The sequence below is a fragment of the Actinoplanes missouriensis 431 genome (assembly GCF_000284295.1).
GTDB lineage: Bacteria > Actinomycetota > Actinomycetes > Mycobacteriales > Micromonosporaceae > Actinoplanes > Actinoplanes missouriensis.
This window is the reverse complement of sequence record NC_017093.1, coordinates 8482572-8505484: the sequence shown is the minus strand read 5'-3', so window position 1 is coordinate 8505484 and position 22913 is coordinate 8482572. Positions and strand designations below refer to the sequence as shown.

The window sequence follows — 22913 nt, the reverse complement described above, 5'->3', positions numbered from 1 at the left end:
ATCCGAGAAAACCTCGTAAAACCCCTTTCCAAGGGTCAGAGTTGTCTCGGCTGATCGGGGGATACGCGACGCTGCCGACTCGCCTGTACGGACGTCCATGCTCGGGTCGTGACTGAAAAGGCCCTGTCCACGGGGGCCCGGGAGTTGAGTGACGAGCGCCGCGCAGATGGTATCCACACCCTGGGTGGCACGTGAATATGAGTTCTACTTCGGATTTGTTACGTCTTCCCCGGGTTGTGTTCACGCATAGTGTCGCCCCAATTGCTCTGGGCTAACAATTCACGCAGCGTAGTCATGCGTGTACATAAAGGTGGGCCTCTCCGTCCCGGTTTCGGCGCGGAGAGACCCTAATGACTTAAATCCTCGCCAGTGCTTTTCGTAATGGATCGAGGCCGAGGGCGCCGAGGTTCAGAGCGTCCCGGTGGAAGGTCTTGAGGTTGAAATCACTGCCTTTGCGGATCTTCGCCTCGTCCCGGGCCTGCAACCAGATCCGTTCGCCGACCTTGTACGACGGCGCCTGCCCGGGCCAGCCCAGGTAGCGCTTCCACTCGAACCGCAGGACGTCCTCGGGCTGCCGGGTGTGCGCCCGGAGGAACTCCCAGCCCAGTTCCGGCGTCCACCGCTCACCCGGGTGGAAGCCGAACGGGTTGTCCCGGGGAATCTCCAGCTCCAGGTGCATGCCGATGTCGACGATCACCCGGGCGGCCCGCAGCGCCTGCCCGTCGAGCATCCCGAGACGGTCACCGGGGTCGGTCAGATAACCCAGGTCGTCCATCAGGCGCTCGGCGTACAGGGCCCAGCCCTCGCCGTGCCCGGAGCACCAGCAGAGCAGCCGCTGCCAGCGGTTCAGCGAGTCCGCCCGGAGCAGCACCTGGCTCATCTGCAGGTGATGGCCGGGAACGCCCTCGTGGTAGACCGTGGTCACCTCACGCCAGGTGGAGAACGAGGTCTGCCCCTCCGGCACGGCCCACCACATCCGGCCCGGCCGGGAGAAGTCCTCGCTCGGGCCGGTGTAGTAGATGCCGCCGTCACTGGTCGGGGTGAGGCAGCACTCCAGTTTCCGGGCCGGCGGCTCGATGTCGAAGTGGGTGCCGTTCAGCTCGCTGATCGCCCGGTCGGAGAGAGCCTGCATCCAGTTCCGGAACTCCTCCTTCGTTCCGATGCTGCGGGCCGGGTCGGCGTCCAGCCGCGCGACCGCCTCGTCCACCGTGGCGCCACGGCCGGCGATCACACCGGCCACCGCGCGCATCTCCCGCTCCAGCCGGTCCAGCTCGGCGAACCCCCAGTGGTACGTCTCCTCCTGGTCGACCTTGGCACCCAGGAAGTACTGAGAGGCGAGCGCGTAGCGCTCCGGGCCGGCGGCCTCCTTGTCCCGGCCGCGCGGCGCCATCTCGTCGATCAGGAACGTGCCGAAGTCGGCGGTCGCGGCGGTCGCGGCCTCCGCGCCCCGGCGCAGCTCGGTGGCGAGCGCGCCGGACGCCTCCAGCCGCCGGGCCAGGCCGTGGAAGAAGTCGTCCCGGTTCGGGTCGGTCCACGCCACGCACTGCTCGGCGACCGCCAGCAGCTGGGCGCGGGCGCTGACCTGGCCGGCCGCGGCGCCTTCCAGCAGGGTCCGCCGGTACTGGTCCAGGGCCCGCGGCATGGCGTTCAGCCGGGCCGCGATGTTGGCGACCGCCTCCTCGCCCTCGGTCGGCATCATGTCGAAGACCATCCGCAGGCCGTGCAGGGCGCTGGTGATGACGTTGACCTCGGTGGCGGTGTAGCCGGCGTCGTACCGCGCCAGCTCCAGCCCGAGGCGTTCCATCATGGCGTCCTTCGCGACCTCCTCCGACTCGTGCTCGGGGTCGACCACGTCCAGGTCGTTGATGGCGCGTCGGGTCAGCTCGGCCTGCGCGGCGAAGCCTTCCGGAGAGAGGTCGTCGGTCTTGTCGTCATATCCGGAGATGCCGACCGCGGTCGCCCCGGTGGGGTTGAGCGCGGCCCACTCATCGACGTAACGGTTGGCGATTTCGTCAATTCGTCCCACCCCGCCGACCCTACGGGAGTCACGCGTGCGAACGGGTCCACTCCACCAGGCGGTCGGCCGTCCACGTGTTGACCACCCGGTCCGGCGGGACGTCGCAGAGCGCCGCCCGCTCGCAGCCGAACCCCAGCCAGTCCAGCTGGCCCGGCGCGTGCGCGTCGGTGTCGATGCTGAACCGGCAGCCCGCCTCGACCGCCACGGTGAGCATCCGCTTCGGCGGATCGAGCCGGTCCGGCCGCGAGTTGATCTCGATGGCCTTGTCGTGCTCGATCGCCGCGGCCAGCACCTTCTCCAGGTCGAACGTGCTCGGCGGCCGGGTGCGCGCGGTCCGGTGCGCGGCGTCGCCCTCGCCTTTCGCGGACACCTTGCGCCCGGTCATGTGCCCGAGGATGTCCAGGTGCGGGTTGCCCAGCGCGGTCACCATCCGCCGGGTCATCCGGGGCGACTCGTCCCGCAGCTTGCTGTGCACCGAGCCGACCACCACGTCGAGCCGCTCCAGCAGCTCGTCCTCCTGATCCAGCGAGCCGTCCTCCAGGATGTCCACCTCGATGCCGGTGAGGATGCGGAAGCCGTCCGGCATCAGCTCGTTCAGCTTCGCCACGTGGTCGAGCTGGCGGCGCAGCCGGTCGGCGGTCAGGCCGCGGGCCACGGTGAGCCGGGGCGAGTGGTCGGTGAGCACGAAGTACTCGTGGCCCAGCTCGGCGGCGGCCAGCGCCATCTCCTCGATCGGGGAGCCGCCGTCGGACCAGTCCGAGTGCACGTGACAGTCGCCGCGCAGCGCCTCCCGCAACGCGGTGGCCGCCGCCGGCAGGTCGTTGCCCTCGGTGCTGACCAGCCGCCGGAGGTAGACCGGCTCCTCACCGGCGAGCGACTCGGTGACACAGCGGGCGGTCACCTCGCCGACGCCGGCGAGTTTCGCCAGGGTGCCGGCGGCGGCACGCTCGGCCAGCTCGTCCGGCGGGGTCTTCGCGACGGTCGCGGCCGCCGACCGGAAGGCCTTCACCCGGTACGTCGCCTCGTTCGCCCGCTCCAGCAGGAACGCGATGCGCCGGAGATCGGCGACCGGATCACGGGATGCCATGGCAGTCAGATTAGAGGCTTAGGGTGGGCGGAATGCGGACGATCGATTGGGTGAACGGTGCCGTCGAGATCATCGACCAGACGGCTCTCCCGGGTGAGCTGCGTGTTCTCCGGTTGCACACGGTGGGCGAGCTGATCGCGGCGATTCAGTCGCTGGCGGTGCGCGGCGCCCCGGCGCTCGGCGTCGCGGGCGCGTTCGGCGTGGCATTGGCGGCGCGCGTCCACCACGACGATCCGGTGGCGCTGGCGGTGGCCGTACAGAAGGTGGAGACCGCACGCCCGACGGCGGTGAACCTGGCCCGCGGAGCGCAACGCGCCGCCCGGATGCTGCCCTACGGCCCGGACGCGGTGCTCGCCGAGGCCTGCGTGATCCGGGACTCCGAGATCGCGGCGTCGCAGGCGATGGCGATGCTCGGCGCCGACCTGGTCACCGCGCTCTGCGGCGAGCGGCCGCGGATGCTGACCCACTGCAACACCGGCGGGCTCTGCGCGGTCACCATCGGCACCGCGCTCGGGGTGGTCGGCGAGCTGCACCGGCGGGGCCGGCTGGGCGGGGTGATCGCGAGCGAGACCCGGCCGCTGCTGCAGGGCGCCCGGCTGACCTCCTGGGAGCTGACCCAGTGGGGGATCGGGCACCGAGTGGCGGTGGACTCGGCCGGGCCGTTCCTGATGGCCCGCGGCGAGATCGACGCGGTGATCCTGGGCGCCGACCGGATCTGCGCCAACGGCGACGTGATCAACAAGGTGGGCACCTATTCACACGCGCTCGGCGCCTGGCGGGCCGGCATCCCGTTCGTGGTGGTGGCGCCGGAGACGACCGTCGATCTGGACACGCCGAGCGGCGACCTGGTGGAGATCGAGGACCGCGGCGCGGCCGAGGTCACCGCGTTCGGCGACGCGGTGAACCCGGCCTTCGACATCACCCCGCACGACCTGGTCACCGCGATCGTCACCGACCGCCGCGTGATCCGCCTGGACCGGGGTGAGAAGCCCTAGGCCTCCTTCTTCCAGGGCTTCATCCAGTCGGTCTCCGGCCAGCCTTCGGCGGCCGCCATCAGCGGGTACGCCGTAGCCCCGTCCACGCTCTCCCGGATGACGTCGGCGTGCCCGGTGTGCCGCGCGGTCTCCTGGATCAGGTGCAGCAGCACCCAGCGCAGTGACCAGAAGTCGGCGTCCTTCGGGTTCCACGGCACCGAGTGGTCGATCGGGACCGGGTGGTCGAGGTTCGCGAGGTCCTTCACCGTCTTCTCGGTGGCGGCTGCGATCACGTCGTACCGGGCGAGGACGTCGTCGATGGTCTCCCCGTCGGCCAGCGCGAAGTTCGCCGCGTAGGCGCCGTAGTCGAGCGGCTGCGGCTCGCCCCGGACGACGGTCATCCAGCTCTCCTCGGTGGCGGCGCAGTGCTTGATCAGACCGCCGACGGTGAGCTCACTCGCGCTGGCGGCGGACCGCAGCTGCTCCTCGGTGAGCCCGTGAGCGGTCAGCTTGAGCACGTAACGCATCTGGGCGAGGTAGGCGAGCAGGCCATCCTGCTCGTCGGCGATCGGACCGACCTGACCGGGCATTGCGACTCCTCGGGTATGGCGCCTCATGGACACCTCTCACCCTAGGAAGGCTTGCGGTCACTTTCTGGCCGCAATGCGACAACGTCGGTGTCGCCTACCGACGTCACCCATCCGCCGGACCGTCCGAGATCCAGAAGCGCTTGCACCTCGGCGGGGACCCTGGTGGCCTGACCGGGCGTGGCCGGCCAGGCACGCCGAGCCTGCGCACCCATCCGGAGACGCGGAGTCAGCGCGGCGACCGGATCCTCCGCCTCCAGGGCCTCGGACATCTCCTCCAGGACACCGATCAGGCGGTGCAGTTCCCGCCGCACCGCGCCCCGATTGCCGCCGCACATCGCCGCGGTGAGCTCGGGCCGGGTCGCGGCCACCCGGGTGCCGTCCCGGAACGATCCCGCTCCCAGGGCGCCGGCCAGCGGGTTCTCCACGATCTGCTCGGCAAGCGCGGCGGCGAACAGATGCGGCACATGGCTGATCTGGGCGGCCGCGGTGTCGTGCTCGGCGGCGGTCACCGGGACCACGCGCGCGCCCATCCCGGTGAACAGCCGGGCCAGCGTCAGCCAGTGGCTCAGATCGGTCTCGTGCGGCTCCAGGCAGAGCACCCACGCGCACCCGTCGAAGAGATCCTTCTCGGACGCGGCGAAGCCGGACGTCTCCCGGCCGGCCATCGGGTGCCCGCCCACGAAACGGCGGTCCTTCAACAGGTCACGGACGGGACCTTTCACCGAGGTCACGTCGGTCACCAGGCCGTCGTACCCGGCAAGCTGCGGAATCACTTCCGGCAACACCGTCAGGGGTACGGCCAGAGCAGTCAGCTCCGAGCCGGCCACAACCTCGGCCACCGAGTCGGCGATCCGGAAACCTTCCGTGCGGGCTGCCTCGCGAGTTGCCGGGTCGGCGTCGAAACCGGTCACCTCGTGGCCGGCCGCGGCAAGCGCCCGGAGCAGCGAGCCACCGATCAGGCCGAGCCCGACGACCGCGACCCTCACGCCTTGCAGCCGTTCTTCTTCTCCCACGCCTCGACCGTCGCGACCGGGCTCTTCTGCCCGCCCTTGCGCCACGACGTGAGGAAGGTCGCCGGCCAGATCACGCCGCGCCGCACCTTCCAGTCACCGGTCTCGGCGCACGGCGGGGAGATGCCGTAGTGCACGTGGCACACGTTGTTGGCGTTGCCGGTCTTGCCGGTCCGGCCGAGCAGCTGCCCGGCCTCGACCCGGACACCCGCCTCGATGCCGGACTGCACCTTGCTCAGGTGCGAGCCGTAGTAGCGCACCCCGTCGTCACCGAGGAGCGACACCGACAGGCCGCCGTTGTTCGGACCGTCCGGCCTGCCCTTCACGTACTTGTCGGAGAGGCTGATCTCCAGGACGACGCCGCTGGTCGTGGCGACGAACCGCTCGCCGCAGTCGACGAAGAGGTCGGTCGCCGGGTATTTCGAGTGCGTGGTGTGGAAGTCGACGTTCGACGCGTCGACCGGGAAGACGTACTTCACCTTCCCCGCCTTCGGCGCCGCGCTCGCGCTCGTCGCGGCGGCGCCGCCCTCGGTGGCCGGGCTCGCGGCGGTGGCCGGGCTCTCGGCGGGCGTTCCCGCGGTCGGAGCGCTCGCCGCGGCCGGGGCGGCTGCCGAGGCGGGCTCCACGAAGTGCGGCGTCGCCGCGGGTGACCCCGCGCCGGCTGCGCCGCCGCATCCGGCCAGGCAGGCGGCCGTCAGGGTCAGACCGGAGAGGGTACGGAGGAAGCGCACCGGGCCATCCTGACAGAAGCGGGAGGCCACTGCCGAGTCGTGCTGACTACGCTGCAGATGTCAGGCCCCGGCGACAGGGGGACACGGAGAGGGGAACCGGAATGGCTGACCGGCAGAGCATCTGGGCCGCGTCCGCGCCGCCGCCCGGATACCTCCCGCCCCCGGACCGGCAGTTCGCGTCGACGCCGCCCCGCCCGGTCTACCGCGAGCCGCACCCCATCTCGGCCGGTGGCGTGCTCAGCGGTCTGGCCGCCGCGGCGGTCTGGCTGATCATCTTCGGCAGCCTCGGGCGCGGCCTCATGTCGTACGCCTGGTGGACGATCGGCGCGGCGGTCAGCGCCTGGCTCGTGGCGCTGCTGCTGACCGCGATCGGTGACCGCGGAGTGGCGGTCGGCGTGTCGGTGGCGAGCGGCCTCGGCCTGTCCATCGCGATGACGTTCGTGACGCTGCGATGGATCGGTACGAACGACTGGCCGCTGTGGTGAAAAGCGGCCTTTGACGACCACCTTTCGTGCCCTTCTCGTCGCGCTCGGAAGCGGGTCTGCCGAACTGTCCATCGACCCTTGACGAATGCCTTCCGGCTGGGCACTCTCGGCTGCATGGCCCCCTCGCCAGAACGGCTCGACCCCGAGCGCTGCCGTCGCCGTCAGGAGCTGCTGGCGGCTCTCGCGCAGGCGAAATCGGTCCGTGAGTCCGACCCGTCACAGCGGATGCGTGGCGTGCGGTTGCGTGAGCTGATCGCGACGCGCCGTCGTCCCGCGAACTGACTTCGTCACGTGCAAGGCGTGGCGCGATGCGCCCGCCGTACTACCCGCTACCGTCAGGCGCTGAGGATAAGAACCGCGTTGGGGGAATCGTGTCGATTTTCGCTGCCGCCGTCAGCCGGACGAAGAGCGGGTGGACGGCGTCGGAGCTGGACCTTTCGGGCCTGGCCGACATTGACGAGGTGGTGGATGCGCTGCGCGATGCGGAGCCGGACGCCGACCTCGCGCTGCTGTTCGTCGAGAGCGACGACGAGTACCTCGCGATCCTGCGCCTGGACGAGGGTGAGGACCTGCGGGTCTTCGCATCCGACTCGGCTTTCGCCGAGGAGTCCCGGATCGGATCGGTGCTGCTCGGCGAGGTGGAGACGCCCGCGCTCGGGCTGGACGACCTGGCCGCCCGCGACGACGACGAGGAGCGGCCGGCGGCGGAGCCGGACGCCGACCCGATCGGTGACGCGGAGCTGCTCGGTGACCTGGGCGTGAACGCGCAGCGGCTGCTGGCGCTCTGCGGCATGGAGGGGATGCTGCCGTCCGACGTGACCGCGGAGATCTGTCAGAAGATCGGGTGCGGTGACGAGATGGAGGAGTTGCGCGAGGCGTGAACCGTCGCGCACAGCACGAGGAGTGGATGCGGCGCGCGCTCGCCGTCGCGTCCGCCTCCCCGGCGGACGTGCCGGTCGGGGCGGTGCTGCTCGGCCCGGACGGGACCGAACTGGCGGCGGCCGGCAACGAACGGGAGCTCTCCGGCGACCCGACCGCACACGCCGAGGTGCTGGTGCTGCGGCAGGCTGCGGCTCGGCTCGGCTCCTGGCGGCTGGACGGCTGCGCCCTGGTGGTGACGTTGGAGCCGTGCACCATGTGCGCAGGCGCGCTGGTGCTGGCCCGGGTGGGGACGGTGGTCTTCGGCGCCTGGGAGCCGAAGACCGGCGCGGTCGGCTCGCTCTGGGACGTGGTCCGGGACCGGCGGCTCAACCATCGTCCCGAGGTGTACTCGGGTGTGCTGGAGGACGAGTGCGCCGCCCTGCTGCGCGAGTTCTTCCGGTCGGAAGGGGCGGCCGGTGACCGTACCCTCGGAGGGTGAAGGGTGACCGGCCGCCCAGCCGGCGCCTAAGCGCCCGCGATGGCCGTGTCGAGACCGATTTTGACCATGTTGCTGAAGCCCTGCTCGCGCTGTGCGGAGTCCATCGCCTCGCCGCGCTTGATGTGGTCGCTGACGGTGAGGATGGTCAGCGCCTTCGCCTTGTAGCGGGCGGCGATCGTGTAGATCGCGGCGGACTCCATCTCGACCGCGAGGATGCCGTAGTCGGCGAGCCGGTCGGTGATATCCGGGCGGTCGTTGTAGAAGGTGTCGGCGGCCAGGATCTGACCGACCCGGATCGGGATGCCCGCCGCTTCGCCCTTCTCCACGGCGGTGCGCAGCAGTCCGAAGTCCGCCACCGGCGCGTAGTCGACGACGCCCTCGAAGCGGTACCGGTTCATGTTGGAGTCGGTCGACGAGCCGATCGCGGCGATCACGTCACCGAGGTTCAGGTCGTCGGCGAGGGCGCCGCAGGAGCCGATCCGGATCACGGACTTCACGCCGTACTCGTTGATCAGCTCGTGGGTGTAGATCGAGGCCGACGGCATGCCCATGCCGGAGCCCTGCACCGAGACGCGTTCGCCCTTCCAGGTGCCCGTGAAGCCGAGCATCCCGCGGACCTGGGTGTAACAGACCGCGTCCTCCAGGAACGTCTCGGCGATCCACTTGGCCCGCATCGGGTCGCCGGGCAGCAGCACCCGCTCGGCGATGTCGCCCGGCTTGCCGCCGATGTGCACGCTCATGAGGTCTCTCCGATTCGCTTGTCCATAGCGTCGATCTTGCCAGTTCAGCGCGGTGCCGCAGGGTTATGGGTGACCCGGCTTCAAGCTCCTTCATGCGTCCCGTAAAGTACTTCCCGGTGGTGTGTCCGAGTGGCCTAAGGAGCACGCCTCGAAAGCGTGTGAGGGTTTACGCCCTCCGCGGGTTCAAATCCCGCCGCCACCGCCAACGGAGGAGCCCGGTCCGACACGGACCGGGCTCTCTGTTTTTCTTCGCCGATCTGTTACGCTGCGTGGCCTTGACGGGCATCCCCCGTCCATGTGATCGCCGGCTCGTACGTTCGGGCGTTCTCCATGATCAGTGCTGGTCTGTGTAACGCGGGTGTTTCGCTGCAGGTCAACCACGCAATCACGTTCTGTAGTGAATCTTGGACGGCCCTGCGATGTAGGTAGTAGCGCAAGTCACGCGGACCAAATCCACCGGATCAGACAATGTGGTTCCGACCGGGCGGCGAGGAACTTTCGGCGGATTGCCCCACGCAGATGCTTCGATGTCTGTCCTAGATTTGACACGTGAGAGTTCAGCATCACTGGTGGAATGGCGATCTCCGTCTCCAGCGTCGCGACGTCTACATCCGGACCGACGGTGAGACGTGGGAGGTCGAGGCCCAACTGGGCGGCCCCGAGGGGAAGTCCAAGGTGCAGCAGTGTCCCGGCCGGGCGTCAGCGATGATCCTGGCCGACGCGTGGCGTGGTCCACGCTGGCAGTGGCGCGAGTTGTAAGAGGCGCGCCAGGAGCCTCCCGGGCTGTGCCGCTTTTGCTTGACTGTTCCGGCTCAGCCTTTCGAACGGGTCGGACCCTGTGGGGTCCGGCCCGTTTGTGTTGTTCTCGGTGGCGTTTGTGTTGTTCTCGAGGGGGAAGACAGACGCACGTCTTGTCCGATGTGTCGGGAAGCTGTCGATCTAGCGTAGATTTCATGCGCGCCATTGTCATCGAGCACCGGTCCGACGTAGCGGTACTCCAGCTGTGCGGCGAACTTGATGCCGACACGGCGGCCCGGCTCTACACCGCGCTCGCCGATCTGCTGGAGCGCCCGGTGCCGAGGATCGTCGTGGACCTCACCGCCCTCAAATTCTGCGATTCGGTCGGATTGAGCGCCTTCATCACCAGCAAGCAGGTGATCGCGGCGCGGGGCGGGTGGCTGAGCTTCGCCGGCGCCGACCCGTTCCTGGCTCAGTTGCTGGAGACCGTCGGCCTCGGTCGCTATTTCGCGATTTTTCCCGAGGTTGAGGACGCGATAGCGGCCGCACAACTCTAGGTCGATACGGGGCCGTTCCTATCTCTGTGCTGCCACTTCCCGAATGATGGAATGCATATAGGTAGCCGTTCATGTCGATGAGATGATCTCCGCGCTATGTGGACTGCACGCGCGGGGGATGCCGTGAGGCGATGGCTCATATCAATCAGCGCCGCCTTGGCGGTCGCCGTCTCCGGGGTTCCGCTGCCCGCATCGGCGGCGCCCGCGGCTCCGGCGGTCCTCGCCGGTCTTCCGGCCGCGATCGATCCGGCGACCTGCCCGGAGGTGACACCCGGGGCCTTCGGCGCCGCGCCGGCCGGTCCCCTCGGCGGCGGTGACTGCCGCCGGCTCGTCGTCGAGACGGCCGGACGGCATATGGTCCAGGCGGTCGACGAGAGGAACGTCCCGCAGGATCTCCAGGTCTACGACGGCGACGGCGAGCCGATCTGCTCGCGGCTCTGGTGCGACCTGGCAACCGGGACGTACACCCTTGTCGCCGACGTCACGACGGCGTTCGCGACGACCTTCGTCCCGCTTCAGGGCGGCGGATGCGTGCCGGCCGCAGGCCGCGGCTACACCGAGGCGCAGACCCGGCAGACCATCGATACGGCAGGCCAGGTCAACTGTCTGGAGGTCGCCGGCGGCGCCGGCACCTACCAGGCCGCGCTGCCGGAGAACGAGCGGAACGCCTGGCCGTATTTCGATCTGGTCCAGCCCTCGGGGACGGTGGGCTGCCGGACCCTGATCACCTCCGGCTGCGCGCTGAGCGGCGGCGAGCGGCTGATAACGATGATGCCGGAGGGACGGCGCAGCGGCGGCTACGTGTTCGCGCTGCAGCGGGTCACCGGCTCGACCGGATGCCCGGAACTGCCGGCCGGCGACTTCGGCGACCCGCGGGGCGCATCCGTCGCGTTCACCGGCGACGACTTCATCGCCTGTTTCACCGCCGCCGGCCACACACCGCGGGAGATCATCTCGGTCAGCCGATCCGGCGCGGATGACGCGTTCGCCAGCCTGCGGGTGCTCGGGCCGAACGGCGCGCCCGTCTGCGGCGCCGCGTCATGGTCGCCGGCGCCGCTGGCCGGCTGCCAGTTGCCGGAGACCGGGCCGTACACCGTGGTGGTCCGGTCCCAGTCGGCCGGCGGCGGGAAATACCTGACCGCCAGGGTCGACGCGAGCGGAACGAACTGCGGGAAGCGGGCCTCCACGGACTTCGGTGGCGTGGCGACCCGCGGAAGCCTCCGGCTCGGTGAGATCCACTGCTATCGCAACGACCTCTCCTGGGTCCACGCGCGGGGGTGCGGTGGTGCGGTACTTCGACACCGACGACCGGCTTGTCGCGTGCATGTCCTGCCAGGTCGGCGCGGACGTGTTCTTCGTGACCGCCGCGTACCCGGTCTCCTATGAGTTCGACAGCTGGAGCCTGGGCAGCGGGTTGAGCGACGCCCCGGGTTGTGCGGACAGCCCAGCGTCGGTCGCCTACGGATTCGGGCCGGTCACCGGGACGCTGACCCCGGCCCGGCGGGCCTGGTGCCAGGTGCTGCCGGTGCGCCCGGGTGACCGGTTCCGGGTCAGCGTGCAGAGCTCGGCGGCTGTTCTGCCGGCAGCCTTGATGCTCAGCCCCGACGGAACCGCCCTGCCGTGCGACTACGCGTACGACCCCCGCGACGGCTACAGCTGCACGCCCCGGTTCGCCTCCGGTCAGACCAGGGGCGCCGCGGTGATCGCCGTGACGGCCGACGCCACCGCGCCGGTCCCCTTCACGGTTCAGGCCTCGTGCGCCACCGGGCTGTGCGACGGCAACACCTACTCGCTCCACCCGGCCGAGCAGATCAACGTGACCGCCGGGCGCAAGGCGACCTTCGAGATCGCCGGAACGTCGCTGCACACCGGCGACACGGTACGGCTGACCCGCGCCGGCCATGCCTCGATCCCGGGCACCGTGCGATCGGTGTCGGCCAACCGGTACCGGATGACCGTGGAGGCCGACTTCGCGAAGGCGGCACCCGGCAAGTGGAACATCGTGGGCGCCTCCTACTCCTCGGCGAGCCGGACCGCCCAGCTGAACAACCTGGTCAACGTGCTGCCGATGCCGAAAATCGTCGTCAAGGCGAAGCCGTCGGTCGTCGGGAAGGCTGCGGTCGGGCTCCGGGTGCGGGCGACCACGGGGACGTGGAGCGTCAAACCGGCGTCGGTCCGCTACCAGTGGACCGCTGACGGGGTGGCGATCAAGGGGGCGACCGGTTCCGCGTACACGATCCCGGCCTCTCTGCGCGGGAAGCGCATCGCCGTGATCGTCACCGCGCGGGCCGCCGGGCACACCGACACCGCGAGCTCCTCGGCGGCGGTGACGGTCGGCTACGGCGTGGTGCCGAAGGCCACCAAGAAGCCGTCGATCTCGGGCACGGTCAAGGCCGGCAAGACGGTGAAGGTCAAGGTGGGCGCCTGGTCGCCGTCGGCGACCTCCTACAAGTACGTGTGGCGGGTCGACGGCAAGGTGGTCGGCACCGGGTCGAAGGTGAAGCTCAAGAAGTCCTGGAAGGGCAAGAAGCTGACCGTGACGGTGACCGCCAAACGGGCCGGCCACTACGACGGCAAGGCCACCTCGAAGGCACTGAAGATCAAGTAACAGACGACGAGGGCCGGCTCCGATCGGGAGCCGGCCCTCGCCTGCACTGTTTTCAACCAGAACGATACGAGACCGCGCGATGACCTTCCGCAGCGGGTGCCACCGCCGGCCGGAGCAGCGAAAAGGCCGGACCCGACGGGTCCGGCCTTCTGCACCGGGCGTAGACACCGGTGATCGGGTGGAGCCGGGCGCCCAGCTCGGTGCGGACCAGGCAGTGAATGCCGGTATCGGCGAGCCGGACTGGACGGGTCCGGCTTCTCCTATGATCCAGAGGGCTTGTCAATCCGGCGAAATCTAGCCCAGGGCCGATGCCGATGGGTCCGCGGTGGGAGTAGCGCCCGCCGTGGAGAAGTCCTTAGTGACGACGATTGACACGGTCCACTCTTGCTTTGCAGACGCCGTGATCGGCACCCGCTCTTCCTTCGCGTCGGTATTGACATGAACGCGGCGGGTGGATCCGTCGCAAGACACCTCCACCTTCTCCTCGCCCTGGAACAACTGGAGCTCTCCGCCGCCGATGCACGCGATACGGACCGTGAACAGCTTCTCGTCGACTTGGAAGGGCGGAGTCTGAGCCGAACCGGAGCCGCTCATGGGCCGTACGAGAACTTCGTCAGCCGCTGCGGTCTCAAGCGGAGGGCGCAACGATTGCGTCGCATCCGGATGCAGCGTCGAGCTGCTAGGCACAGCCGTGTCCAGCGCAGTACCGTCCGATGACGGTGTTGGAGATGCCGATTTCTCTGCCTGCGAGTCGCATGCTGTCATGACAAAGATTGCGGTAGCGCCTGCCAGCGCTGCAATTGCAAGGCGTGAGCCAAGTTTCGGCATAGCTATTCCTGTTCATTTTCTGATTGGATGGCGAAATTCTCTGGGCGTCCGGCCAATAGGCCGGACGCCCAGAGATCTTTCAAGCGGAGAGCTAGTAGCGTTTAGCTGTAGACGTGCCAGGCCTGACGGTAGGGCGCCCAGCCGGTACCCGATCCGCTCTTCCAGGAGCAATTTTTGGTGGTCGTCTTATACTTGTAGCTGAATTTCTCCTGCCACATCCCGCGATCGGCTTTCATCGTTTTGTGTGCCGGCACCTCTACCGTAATGCTGCTGCCGTAGATGGTGCTTTTTTCGTGCGCGATGTTGCCGTTGATGGTCGCGGATACCTTGGCGAAGATCCAAAGTTTGCCTTCGCCGGACACTGAAGCTCCCACGCTCCATGTGAATTTCTTGCTGGTTTCGGCCTTGACGGTGTAAGACACCTTGCCGCTCGTCCGGTTGATGACCGAGTCGGCCCAGTCCACCTTTAGGCTGTTCGGGATGTTCCTGACCGTGCCCGTAGTCTTCGCCGGGCAGGTCTCGCCGGTGCCCTGCGTCGTGGCGTCCGGCTTTCCTTCAGTTTCAGGCACCTCGGCGAACGGTTCGTCGGAAAGGCTATCCGAATCCTCCGCGGGATCAACGATCCCATTGCCGCCCGTCGAGTAGACCGGATTACCGTCACTGTCATTCCCGATGACCTCCGGGACCACTGCAGATGGCGGTGCTGTCGGCTGACCTCCGCTCCCCGGTCCGCCCGTTCCCGGGTCATCCGGCCCTGCGTGCGCAGCGGATGCGTCGGCGAAAATCGCGATAGCCGATGCTGTCAGTGCCGCAATCAGCACATTGGTGACGGCCTTCCTTGTGCGCTTCAATGCATCCCCCCAGTGAATTTGTTCCAATCGCCAAGATCGATACGACAGTAGCAAGATTTGTCGAAGAATATCAATACGCGTCTGAACGTGTCGTTTGTCGGAGACGGGACACATGTTAAAATTCGGCAGCGCTGTGGATGATTGTTAAATATTCGAGCTTCCGCTGACGCCGAGGATGGTCTGGTCGTCGGGCGAGCTAGTGCGAACTCGCGGAACCGGTCTCGGGTGCCGTTGAGTTGGCAACGAAGGCGCCGGAGCATCCGCCATGTGCCTTTGAAACGTTCTTCGAGCGGGATCACACACGGCTCAACTGAAGCGGTACGAGACCGCCCGTCAGTCAGCGGCGACTGCAACCGCGCGCTGTTGAGCGACCTTCGGTGGAGCTCGGCAGAGGGAGGTAGGTGACGGAGCCGGGGCGGGCCGCCGTCGGCCCGACCGAGACGGCAACTGAGGCGCGAACAGCATGAAGGCCGAACCCTGGGGGTCCGGCCTTCAGTGTTCGCCCTGGTAGGGCTGGCGGAGGATACGAGATTCGAACTCGTGAGGGTGTTAACCCAACACGCTTTCCAAGCGTGCGCCCTAGGCCTCTAGGCGAATCCTCCGTGCGCCAGAGTACAGAGGTCTGTGCGGCGACACACGCACGGGGGTCGGCGCAACACCGGTGACGGGGGCGGGTAGGCTTCACACCAGCCCCTCGTGCGGCGTGTATCTCGTGAACCTCCCCAGGGCCGGAAGGCAGCAAGGATAAGCGGGCTCTGACGGGTGCACGGGGGGTCCTTTCATTCCCTGGGGCACGTTGTTTGGTTCTTGTCAGACCCTCGACGGACAATGGCGCGGTCGTCAGGAGGTGGCAGGAGTGGCGCTCGCCCTCTATCGGAAATACCGTCCGCGGACGTTCGCCGAGGTGATCGGCCAGGAGCACGTCACCGAGCCGCTGTCGCAGGCGCTGCGGAGCGGGCGGCTCAACCATGCGTACCTCTTCTCCGGCCCCCGTGGCTGCGGCAAGACCTCGAGCGCCCGCATCCTGGCCCGCTCGCTCAACTGTGAGCAGGGGCCCACCCCCGACCCGTGCGGTGTCTGCGCCTCCTGCAAGTCGCTGGCGAACGACGGCGGCGGCTCGATCGACGTCATCGAGATCGACGCGGCCAGCCACGGTGGTGTCGACGACGCCCGTGAGATCCGGGAGAAGGCGTTCTTCGCGCCGGCCAGCAGCCGCTACAAGATCTATGTGATCGACGAGGCGCACATGGTCTCGTCGGCCGGCTTCAACGCGCTGCTCAAGCTCGTCGAGGAGCCGCCGGACTTCGTGAAGTTCATCTTCGCGACCACCGAGCCGGACAAGGTTCTCGGCACGATCCGCTCGCGGACACATCACTACCCGTTCCGGCTGATTCCGCCGGCGACCCTCCGGCCGTACCTTCAGCAGCTCTGCGAGGCCGAGGGCGTCACCGTCGACCCGGCGGTGTTCCCGCTGGTGGTGCGGGCCGGTGGCGGCAGCGCGCGAGACACCCTGTCGATCCTCGACCAGCTGATCGCCGGCTCCGGGCCGGATGGCGTCTCCTACTCGCGGGCCGTCGCCCTGCTCGGTGTCACCGACGTCGCCCTGATCGACGAGATGTGCGAGGCGATCGCCGCAGCCGACGGCGCGGCCGCCTACGCCACGATCGACCGGGTCGCCGAGGCCGGCCACGACCCGCGCCGCTTCGCCTCCGACCTGCTGGAGCGCTTCCGCGACCTGATCGTCCTGCAGCAGGTCCCCGACGCGGTTTCGAAAGGCCTGATCGACGGCCCTGCCGACCAGCTCGAAGCGATGGCCGGTCAGGTCACCAAGCTCGGCCCGGCGACACTGTCCCGGTCCGCCGACATCGTGCACAACGGCCTCGTCGAGATGCGTGGCACCACCGCGCCCCGCCTGCTGCTCGAGCTGATCACCGCCCGGATGCTGCTCCCCGGCGCCGACGACTCCTCGACCGCGCTCCTGCAGCGCCTGGAGCGTCTGGAGCGAGGGTCTTCCCCCCTTGGGGTACGGGGTGAGCCCACTCCCGCCGACTCCGGTGACGAGACGTCCCGGGCTTCCTCGACGGTGCAGGGCGCCGGCGGCGTGGGCGATGTCGGCTCCGGTGGTGATGCGGGGCTCGGCGGGGGTGGCGCTCTCGGCGGTGGCAAGGCTGCGGCGAAAGCTGCTGCCGCGGCGGCGGCGGCTGCTGCTGCGAAGGGGCGGCCTGCGGGTGCGGCCTCTCGTGCGGCCGCACCGGTCTCCCCGGCTCCGGTGGCAGCGGCGCCGGTTTCGGCGGCTCCGGTCTCAGCTGTACCGGTCTCGCCCGCGCCTGTCTCTGCAGCGCCTGTCTCTGCAGCGCCAGTTTCTGTGGCGCCGGTTTCTGCGGCACCGGGGGCGCCGGATTGGAACGCGGTCGCCGACGGTGGCTACGACGAGGAACCGCCCCCGTGGGATGACGAGCCGGCCGAGCCCGCGCCCGCCGCACCTCCCGTCGACCGGCTGGAGGATGTCCGTGCCGCCTGGCTGGAGCTCGGCCGCTCGCACGAAAAAGTCGGCGTGATGCAGAAGAGCGGAATCGACCTGCGCGCCGTCGAGGGTGACACGGTGGTGTTCGGCGCTCCGAACCCGAAATATGCGGAGCGGCTGGTCACCGGCTATCAGGGCGTGATCACCGAGGCGTTCGGGCGGGCACTCGGCGGGCAGTGGCAGATCCGCTGCGAGGTCGGCGAGGCCTCGCCGGCGCGGGCCGCCACCCCCGGGAGCCGGGACCAGTCACCGAACCGCCGTCCGTCGTCCGCGACTCCCGGCCGGCCGGCGCAACCCGCGGCGGTGGCGTCGTCCACGGCTCCGGAGCGCAACACCGGCCGGACCGAGTCACGCCCCTCCCGGCCGCAGCGCCCGTCGTCACCGGACTCCGACGACGAATGGCCGGCCCCGGCCCGTCCCGCTCCAGACACCGCGGCCCCGGCCCGTCCCGCTCCGGCCGCCGCCACCCCGGCCCGTCCCGCTCAGGCCACCGCGGCCTCGGAACAGGTGTCCGACGAGGGCGACACCGACTGGCCGGAGCCTGTCCGCCCGGGTAGCGCAGCTCCGCGGGCGGCAGAGCCGATCGCGGCCGACGACGACTGGCCCGAGCCGGTCAAGCCCGGTGCCGCCGGCCGGCCGCCGGCGAGCCCGCCCCAGGCGGCAGAGCCGGTCGCTGCTGCTCCGGCTCCGGTGACCACGCCGGCGCACCCGGATGCTTCGGGCAGCGCACATGCTCCGGCGAACGCGTATACCTCGGGCAGCGCACATGCTTCGGCGAACCCGGATGCCTCGAGCGGCGCACATGCTCCGGCGAACGCGGATGCCTCGGGCAGCGCGCACGCTCCGGCGAACCTGTCCACGCCGCCCGCGGTTAACCCGCCTGCCCCGGTGAGCCCGTCGGCGGCAGGGGGCGCGCCGGCCGCACCGAGCGCGCCCGTTCCGGGGCACCAGCCTGCTCGGGTGAACCCGGCCGCTCCGGCGAGCCCGCCTTCTGCGGCGAAGGCGGTCCCTGCTCGGTCCGCAGCTATGGAAGCCGCGCGCGCTGCCGCCGCGAATGCTCGTAACGCCGCAGCGGCCCGCCCGCAGGGCAGCCCGGCAGCCGGCGCCCCCGGCGGGGCGGGAGCACCCGGCGGCGGTCCGGCGGCGCCCCGCGCGGCGAGCGCCGGTGGCGGTGCGGTCGGGGGTGGCCTGGCTGCGGCTCGGGCGGCGAGTGCCGCCGCCGCTGGGCCGGCGGCCGGCCGGGCCGGTGGCGGGGCCGCCTGGTCGGACGGGACGCCGACGGAGGAGGCGCCCTACGATCCCGAGTTCGACGGCCTGCCCGCGGCGGGCGCCGCCGCCATCGAGGGCTTCGACCCCGGTGACGAGCCGCTTGACGACGTGCTGGACGAGAAGACGGCCCGGCAGAGCGGCGAGGAGCTCGCCATGCAGCTGCTCCGGGACGCGTTCGGCGCTGAGAAGATCGGCGAGCTCTGACCCGGGCGTGGTTCGGGCCGGAGCTCACCGGTTACATGGAGCGAAGCAGGACCGCCTGATCCAGCTAGTCTGGCGGCGGTAACTTTCGGCCGCCGTGGGTCATCGATGGCGGTTAGGGAAACGAAGATTGAGGAGCGGTGCCATGCGCCCCGGTGGACAGCCGAACATGCAGCAGATCATGAAGCAGGCGCAGAAGATGCAGCAGCAGGTCGCGCAGGCGCAGGCCGAGCTGGCTGAGGCGGAGCTGACCGGCACCGCCGGCGGCGGGCTGGTGACCGTGACGATCACCGGTCTCGGCGAGTTCAAGGCCGTCAAGATCGACCCGAAGGCGGTGGACGCCGACGACGTCGAGACGCTGGAGGATCTTCTGCTGGCGGCGATCCACAACGCCGCTGAGGCGCAGCGCGAGCTGGCCGAGTCGAAGATGGGACCGGCGACCGGTGGCTTCTCCCTGCCGGGGTTCTGATCCGTGTACGAAGGTGCCATCCAGGACCTGATCGATGAGCTGGGCCGGCTTCCGGGTGTTGGCCCGAAGTCGGCTCAGCGCATCGCGTTCCACATCCTCTCCGCCGACCCGGCGGACGTGAACCGGCTGGCCGGCGCTCTGCGCAAGGTCAAGGAGCTGGTGCGGTTCTGCACGACCTGTTTCAACGTGGCCGAGTCTGATCAGTGCCGGGTCTGCCGGGACACCCGCCGCACCAACGAGGTGCTCTGCGTGGTGGAGGAGCCGAAGGACGTCGTCGCGATCGAGCGGACCGGCGAGTTCCGCGGGCGGTACCACGTTCTCGGTGGTGCGATCAATCCGCTCGAGGGCGTCGGCCCGGACAACCTGAAGATCCGCGAGCTGTTGATCCGGCTCGGGACGGGTGAGGTCAAGGAGCTGATCCTGGCGACCGACCCGAACACGGAGGGTGAGGCCACCGCGACCTATCTCGGCCTTCTGGTGAAGCCGATGGGCATCGCCGTGACCCGTCTGGCGAGCGGTCTGCCGGTCGGCGGCGATCTAGAGTACGCCGATGAGATCACCCTCGGCCGGGCCTTCGAGGGCCGTCGAGCGATCTGAGTCTACGTCTCGTAACGCGGCTGTAACGCCTTGCGACCGGTTGCGTCCGATTCGCTCCTTAACGGCCGTGGACGAGGTAATTTCCGTTTGGTTCAACGTCTAGGTCACAGGGACATCACGAGGGAGACACGGAAGCGTCCGCGTGCCGTCCGTGAACTTGACCCGGAGCACTCACTAGGTGAATGTTCCTCTCGATGGCGGCCACACCCGCCGTCGAGTGCTCTCGCGGTGTCGATCTGATCTCGGTCGGCGCAGCGAGGGTTCGGCACTCGAGGCATGCGATAACCGATCGGTTGCCGTTAGCTACGTGGGCCATCGTCACCGCTCGGGGGATGTTCCGTGTGTCCTCGAACCGTGGCTGTGGACTCCCGTCGCGCGGCGACTGGGAGAGGACCGGCGAATAGATGTCGCTTGGCCCAGAAGCGTCGATCGTCGATGAGACGACGCCGCCGACAGCCGACGCGGCTGAGGTACGAGGCCCCGGCGAGAAAGCGATCGCCGGCCGTTCGCTCAAGCAGATCGCTTGGCGGCGTCTGAAGAAGGACAAGGTCGCCATCGGTGGCGCCTGCGTCGTCCTCTTCCTCATCCTCATCGCGATTCTCGCCCCATTGCTGACCAGGCTCTTCGGTTATCCGATCGACGAGTGGCACGGGGATGAGATCGATAAGACGCTCGGCACGCCGATCCACCCCTGGGGCGGCATCACCAAGGACTTCCTTCTCGGCGTCGAGCCGACGACCGGGCGGGACATCTTCAGCCGCATCGTCTACGGCGCTCAGACGTCGCTGACGGTGGCGTTCCTGTCGGCGTTCCTCTCGACGATCCTCGGGGTGCTGTTCGGCACGGCGGCGGGTTTCCTCGGTGGCTGGGTCGACTCGGTGATCAGCCGGGTGATGGACTTCCTTCTCGCGTTCCCCCAGCTGCTCTTCTCGATCGCGTTGGTCTCCGTGCTCCCGCAGGAGTTCCTCGGACTGGGTACCCGCTGGTCGCGCGTGAGCGTGCTGATCATGGTGATCGGCTTCTTCGGCTGGCCCTACATCGGCCGGATCGTTCGCGGTCAGACGCTCTCCCTGCGCGAGCGGGAGTTCGTCGAGGCGGCTCGGGCCATGGGCGCCCGCTCACCCCGCATCCTCTTCCGTGAGCTGCTGCCGAACCTGGCGGCGCCGATCCTCGTCTACACGACGCTGATCATCCCGACCAACATCCTCACCGAAGCCGCACTCAGCTTCCTCGGCGTTGGTATCCCGCCGCCCTGGCCTTCCTGGGGCGGCATGCTCTCGGACGCCGTGAACTTCTACCAGATCGATCCCATGTTCATGATCATCCCGGGCGGAATGATCTTCATTACGGTGCTGGCCTTCAACCTCTTCGGTGACGGCCTGCGCGACGCGCTCGACCCGAAGGCCCGCTGACACAGGGGTTGTTCAAGAACATCGCATGTTTGGCGGACCGTACGGCTCCGCTGTTCGAGGAGGTAGGAGAAACGGTGTCTCGAAAGACAAGGGCGGCAGCGGCAGCCGGTGTCGCTGTCGTGCTGGGGCTGACCACCGCCGCGTGCGGTGGTGGCTCGGACAGCGACGACAAGGGCAGCAGCAGCTCCGGCGGCAAGGCCGCGTACAACGCCGCGATCACCGACGTCGTCAACCCGTCGACGACCAAGGGCGGCACGCTGAACCTGTGGACCTCGCAGGACGCGGACTCGTGGGACCCGGCGCGTGGCTACTACGCGTTCGTCTGGAACCTCAACCGCCTCTACACCCGCAAGCTGGTCGAGTACTCGGCCGTCCCGGGCAAGGCCGGCCTGGAGCTCCAGCCCGACCTCGCTGAGGCGCTGCCGACCATCAGCGACGACAAGCTCACCTACACCTTCAAGCTGCGCAGCGGCCTGAAGTGGGACGACGGTGCCCCGATCACGTCGAAGGACGTGAAGTACGGCATTGAGCGGGTCTGGGCCTCGGACGCCATCAACGGTGGTCCGGTCTACCTGCCCGGTCTGCTGGACCAGGGTCAGAACTACCCCGGACCGTACAAGGACACCGACCCGAACAAGCTGGGTCTGAAGTCGGTCACCACGCCGGACGACTCGACGATCACCTTCAAGCTGCAGAAGCCCTCCTCGGACTTCATCTACCTGCTCGCGATGCCCGGCTCCGGCCCGGTGCCGCAGAAGCGGGACACCGGCGCGCAGTACGGCTCGGCGCCCGCCGCCTCCGGCCCGTACATGTTCAAGGAGGGTGGCATCCAGCCCGGCAAGTCCGTGAGCTGGGTCCGTAACCCGAACTGGGACCAGGCCACCGACCCGATCCGCAAGGCTCTGCCGGATGCGATCAACCTGACCATCACTACCAACGCCGAGGACCTGGACGCCCGCCTGCTGGCCGGCACCGCGGACCTCGACGTCGGCCAGACCGGTGTGCAGGCGTCGGCCCGGACCAAGGTCCTCACCGACCCGAACATGAAGGCGAACGCCGACACCCCGACCACCGGCTTCCTCCGGTACGCGGGTCTGGCGACCTCGGTCGCGCCGCTCGACAACATCGAGTGCCGCAAGGCCGTGATCTACGCCGCCGACCCGACCACGCTCCAGACGGCTCGTGGCGGCCCGATCGCGGGTGGCGACATCGGCACCAGCATGCTTCCGCCGAACATCGCCGGCTCGGACGCCAAGTACGACCCGTTCAACCGCCTCCAGGGCAAGGCCCAGGTCGACGAGGCCAAGAAGGCCCTCGCCGCCTGTGGCAAGCCGAACGGTTTCGACACGATCATCGCGGTTCGCAACAACCGTGAGGCCGAGGTCAAGACCTCCGAGGCCCTCCAGGCCGCTCTGAAGGTCGTCGGCATCAACGCCAAGATCGAGCAGTACGACGGTGCCCAGCAGCCGTCCATCACCGGCGCGCCCGACAACGTGAAGCGCAAGGGCTACGGCATCATCATCGGCGGTTGGGGTGCCGACTACCCGACCGGTTCCGGTTACATGCAGCCGCTGGCGGACAGCCGCTTCATCCCGGACAACGGCAACTACAACCTTGCTGAGATCAAGGACCCGGCGATCGACAAGCTGTTCGACGACGCTGCCGGCGAGACCGACGCGACCAAGGCCGCGGAGATCTACAGCCAGATCAACCACAAGATCATGGAAGGCGCGTACTACCTGCCGTTCGTGGTCGACAAGGCGCTCAACTACCGCAACCCGCGGCTGACGAACGTCTACATCCACGACGCGTTCGGCATGGTCGACTTCCAGGCCGTCGGCGTCAGCGACGGCAAGTAAGCCTCG

General features: G+C 68.8%; 22 protein-coding genes, 2 tRNA genes and 1 other RNA gene. 16 read left to right on the top strand and 9 right to left on the bottom strand.

Features of this window, described 5'->3' with window-relative positions; genetic code table 11:
- Positions 1-355 precede the first annotated feature (355 nt).
- Both AMIS_RS38845 and AMIS_RS38840 read right to left on the bottom strand, forming a co-directional pair.
- Entirely contained in the window at positions 356-2026 is a 1671-nt protein-coding gene (locus tag AMIS_RS38845) for a DUF885 domain-containing protein (RefSeq protein ID WP_014447971.1), read from the bottom strand.
- A 19-nt stretch (positions 2027-2045) separates the two neighbouring features.
- Positions 2046-3104: a PHP domain-containing protein gene (locus AMIS_RS38840; protein WP_014447970.1), complete on the bottom strand. Its 1059-nt coding sequence runs from the start codon at positions 3102-3104 to the stop codon at positions 2046-2048.
- Positions 3105-3136: 32 nt separating this feature from the next.
- Here AMIS_RS38840 and mtnA point away from each other — a divergent pair, with 32 nt between their 5' ends.
- Positions 3137-4099 (top strand): S-methyl-5-thioribose-1-phosphate isomerase, encoded by a 963-nt coding sequence (mtnA, locus tag AMIS_RS38835; protein ID WP_014447969.1) that lies wholly within the window; start codon positions 3137-3139, stop codon positions 4097-4099.
- Here mtnA and AMIS_RS38830 read toward each other — a convergent pair.
- From AMIS_RS38830 to AMIS_RS38820, 3 genes are read right to left on the bottom strand one after another with little or no spacing between them, the layout of a single operon-like run.
- Positions 4096-4668: a DinB family protein gene (locus AMIS_RS38830; RefSeq protein WP_014447968.1), complete on the bottom strand. Its 573-nt coding sequence runs from the start codon at positions 4666-4668 to the stop codon at positions 4096-4098. The two genes, mtnA and AMIS_RS38830, sit on opposite strands and share 4 nt — an antisense overlap.
- Before the next feature lie 41 nt (positions 4669-4709).
- Positions 4710-5654: a prephenate dehydrogenase gene (locus tag AMIS_RS38825; protein ID WP_014447967.1), complete on the bottom strand. Its 945-nt coding sequence runs from the start codon at positions 5652-5654 to the stop codon at positions 4710-4712.
- On the bottom strand, positions 5651-6409 hold the full coding sequence (locus AMIS_RS38820) for a M23 family metallopeptidase (protein WP_014447966.1): 759 nt from the start codon (positions 6407-6409) through the stop codon (positions 5651-5653). The genes AMIS_RS38825 and AMIS_RS38820 overlap by 4 nt, the downstream gene beginning before the upstream one ends.
- Positions 6410-6510: 101 nt before the next feature.
- On the opposite strand from AMIS_RS38820, the gene AMIS_RS38815 reads away from it, so the two are divergent.
- The 4 genes from AMIS_RS38815 (at position 6511) to tadA (ending at position 8254) form a co-directional block, all read left to right on the top strand.
- Complete coding sequence (locus AMIS_RS38815) at positions 6511-6894, top strand: hypothetical protein (protein ID WP_014447965.1); 384 nt, start codon at positions 6511-6513, stop codon at positions 6892-6894.
- A gap of 114 nt (positions 6895-7008) precedes the next feature.
- Positions 7009-7176 (top strand): hypothetical protein, encoded by a 168-nt coding sequence (locus AMIS_RS43555; RefSeq protein ID WP_172666650.1) that lies wholly within the window; start codon positions 7009-7011, stop codon positions 7174-7176.
- Between the two features lie 89 nt (positions 7177-7265).
- A complete protein-coding gene (locus AMIS_RS38810; protein WP_014447964.1) occupies positions 7266-7775 on the top strand; it encodes a tRNA adenosine deaminase-associated protein in 510 nt (169 codons plus the stop codon).
- Positions 7772-8254, top strand: a complete 483-nt coding sequence (tadA, locus tag AMIS_RS38805) for a tRNA adenosine(34) deaminase TadA (protein ID WP_014447963.1) — start codon at positions 7772-7774, stop codon at positions 8252-8254. Before AMIS_RS38810 ends, tadA begins: the two co-directional genes overlap by 4 nt.
- Positions 8255-8280: 26 nt before the next feature.
- Here tadA and deoD read toward each other — a convergent pair whose 3' ends face one another.
- The gene (gene deoD / locus AMIS_RS38800) at positions 8281-8994 is read right to left on the bottom strand and encodes a purine-nucleoside phosphorylase (RefSeq protein ID WP_014447962.1); all 714 of its coding nucleotides are present in this window, start codon (positions 8992-8994) and stop codon (positions 8281-8283) included.
- Positions 8995-9109: 115 nt separating this feature from the next.
- Between deoD and AMIS_RS38795 the strand changes: the two genes are divergently transcribed.
- From AMIS_RS38795 to AMIS_RS38775, 5 genes are all read left to right on the top strand, one after another.
- Positions 9110-9199 (top strand) — tRNA-Ser (locus AMIS_RS38795).
- Positions 9200-9543: 344 nt separating this feature from the next.
- On the top strand, positions 9544-9753 hold the full coding sequence (locus tag AMIS_RS38790; RefSeq protein ID WP_014447961.1) for a hypothetical protein: 210 nt from the start codon (positions 9544-9546) through the stop codon (positions 9751-9753).
- A gap of 194 nt (positions 9754-9947) precedes the next feature.
- Positions 9948-10289, top strand: coding sequence for an STAS domain-containing protein (locus AMIS_RS38785; protein ID WP_014447960.1), 342 nt, complete (start codon positions 9948-9950; stop codon positions 10287-10289).
- A gap of 156 nt (positions 10290-10445) precedes the next feature.
- Complete coding sequence (locus AMIS_RS38780; RefSeq protein ID WP_041830341.1) at positions 10446-11675, top strand: hypothetical protein; 1230 nt, start codon at positions 10446-10448, stop codon at positions 11673-11675.
- Positions 11575-12897: a hypothetical protein gene (locus AMIS_RS38775; protein ID WP_157435210.1), complete on the top strand. Its 1323-nt coding sequence runs from the start codon at positions 11575-11577 to the stop codon at positions 12895-12897. Before AMIS_RS38780 ends, AMIS_RS38775 begins: the two co-directional genes overlap by 101 nt.
- Before the next feature lie 294 nt (positions 12898-13191).
- On the opposite strand, the gene AMIS_RS38770 is transcribed toward AMIS_RS38775, so the two are convergent.
- The 3 genes from AMIS_RS38770 to AMIS_RS38760 form a co-directional block, all read right to left on the bottom strand.
- Entirely contained in the window at positions 13192-13491 is a 300-nt protein-coding gene (locus AMIS_RS38770) for a hypothetical protein (RefSeq protein WP_014447957.1), read from the bottom strand.
- Between the two features lie 335 nt (positions 13492-13826).
- Complete coding sequence (locus tag AMIS_RS43230) at positions 13827-14690, bottom strand: hypothetical protein (RefSeq protein ID WP_157435209.1); 864 nt, start codon at positions 14688-14690, stop codon at positions 13827-13829.
- A 400-nt stretch (positions 14691-15090) separates the two neighbouring features.
- Positions 15091-15178, bottom strand: a tRNA-Ser gene (locus tag AMIS_RS38760).
- Between the two features lie 83 nt (positions 15179-15261).
- On the opposite strand from AMIS_RS38760, the gene ffs reads away from it, so the two are divergent.
- The 6 genes from ffs to AMIS_RS38735 all read left to right on the top strand — a co-directional run bounded on the left by ffs (position 15262) and on the right by AMIS_RS38735 (position 22907).
- Positions 15262-15358, top strand: an RNA gene (gene ffs / locus AMIS_RS41375) — signal recognition particle sRNA small type.
- Between the two features lie 74 nt (positions 15359-15432).
- Complete coding sequence (locus AMIS_RS38755) at positions 15433-18573, top strand: DNA polymerase III subunit gamma and tau (RefSeq protein WP_014447955.1); 3141 nt, start codon at positions 15433-15435, stop codon at positions 18571-18573.
- Between the two features lie 142 nt (positions 18574-18715).
- Positions 18716-19039, top strand: coding sequence for a YbaB/EbfC family nucleoid-associated protein (locus AMIS_RS38750; RefSeq protein WP_014447954.1), 324 nt, complete (start codon positions 18716-18718; stop codon positions 19037-19039).
- Between the two features lie 3 nt (positions 19040-19042).
- Entirely contained in the window at positions 19043-19636 is a 594-nt protein-coding gene (gene recR / locus AMIS_RS38745) for a recombination mediator RecR (RefSeq protein ID WP_014447953.1), read from the top strand.
- Positions 19637-20040: 404 nt separating this feature from the next.
- Positions 20041-21048, top strand: a complete 1008-nt coding sequence (locus tag AMIS_RS38740) for an ABC transporter permease (protein ID WP_014447952.1) — start codon at positions 20041-20043, stop codon at positions 21046-21048.
- A 74-nt stretch (positions 21049-21122) separates the two neighbouring features.
- Positions 21123-22907 (top strand): ABC transporter substrate-binding protein, encoded by a 1785-nt coding sequence (locus AMIS_RS38735; RefSeq protein WP_041830338.1) that lies wholly within the window; start codon positions 21123-21125, stop codon positions 22905-22907.
- Positions 22908-22913 lie beyond the last annotated feature (6 nt).

Excerpts from the sequence above, each read along its gene's own strand:
- AMIS_RS38840 (WP_014447970.1), bottom strand. The coding sequence starts at position 3,104 with ATGGCATCCCGTGATCCGGTCGCCGATCTCCGGCGCATCGCGTTCCTG.
- mtnA (WP_014447969.1), top strand. The coding sequence starts at position 3,137 with ATGCGGACGATCGATTGGGTGAACGGTGCCGTCGAGATCATCGACCAG.
- AMIS_RS38830 (WP_014447968.1), bottom strand. The coding sequence starts at position 4,668 with ATGCCCGGTCAGGTCGGTCCGATCGCCGACGAGCAGGATGGCCTGCTC.
- AMIS_RS38815 (WP_014447965.1), top strand. The coding sequence starts at position 6,511 with ATGGCTGACCGGCAGAGCATCTGGGCCGCGTCCGCGCCGCCGCCCGGA.
- AMIS_RS43555 (WP_172666650.1), top strand. The coding sequence starts at position 7,009 with ATGGCCCCCTCGCCAGAACGGCTCGACCCCGAGCGCTGCCGTCGCCGT.
- deoD (WP_014447962.1), bottom strand. The coding sequence starts at position 8,994 with ATGAGCGTGCACATCGGCGGCAAGCCGGGCGACATCGCCGAGCGGGTG.
- AMIS_RS38785 (WP_014447960.1), top strand. The coding sequence starts at position 9,948 with ATGCGCGCCATTGTCATCGAGCACCGGTCCGACGTAGCGGTACTCCAG.
- AMIS_RS38770 (WP_014447957.1), bottom strand. The coding sequence starts at position 13,491 with ATGAGCGGCTCCGGTTCGGCTCAGACTCCGCCCTTCCAAGTCGACGAG.
- AMIS_RS43230 (WP_157435209.1), bottom strand. The coding sequence starts at position 14,690 with ATGTGTCCCGTCTCCGACAAACGACACGTTCAGACGCGTATTGATATT.
- AMIS_RS38750 (WP_014447954.1), top strand. The coding sequence starts at position 18,716 with ATGCGCCCCGGTGGACAGCCGAACATGCAGCAGATCATGAAGCAGGCG.
- AMIS_RS38740 (WP_014447952.1), top strand. The coding sequence starts at position 20,041 with ATGTCGCTTGGCCCAGAAGCGTCGATCGTCGATGAGACGACGCCGCCG.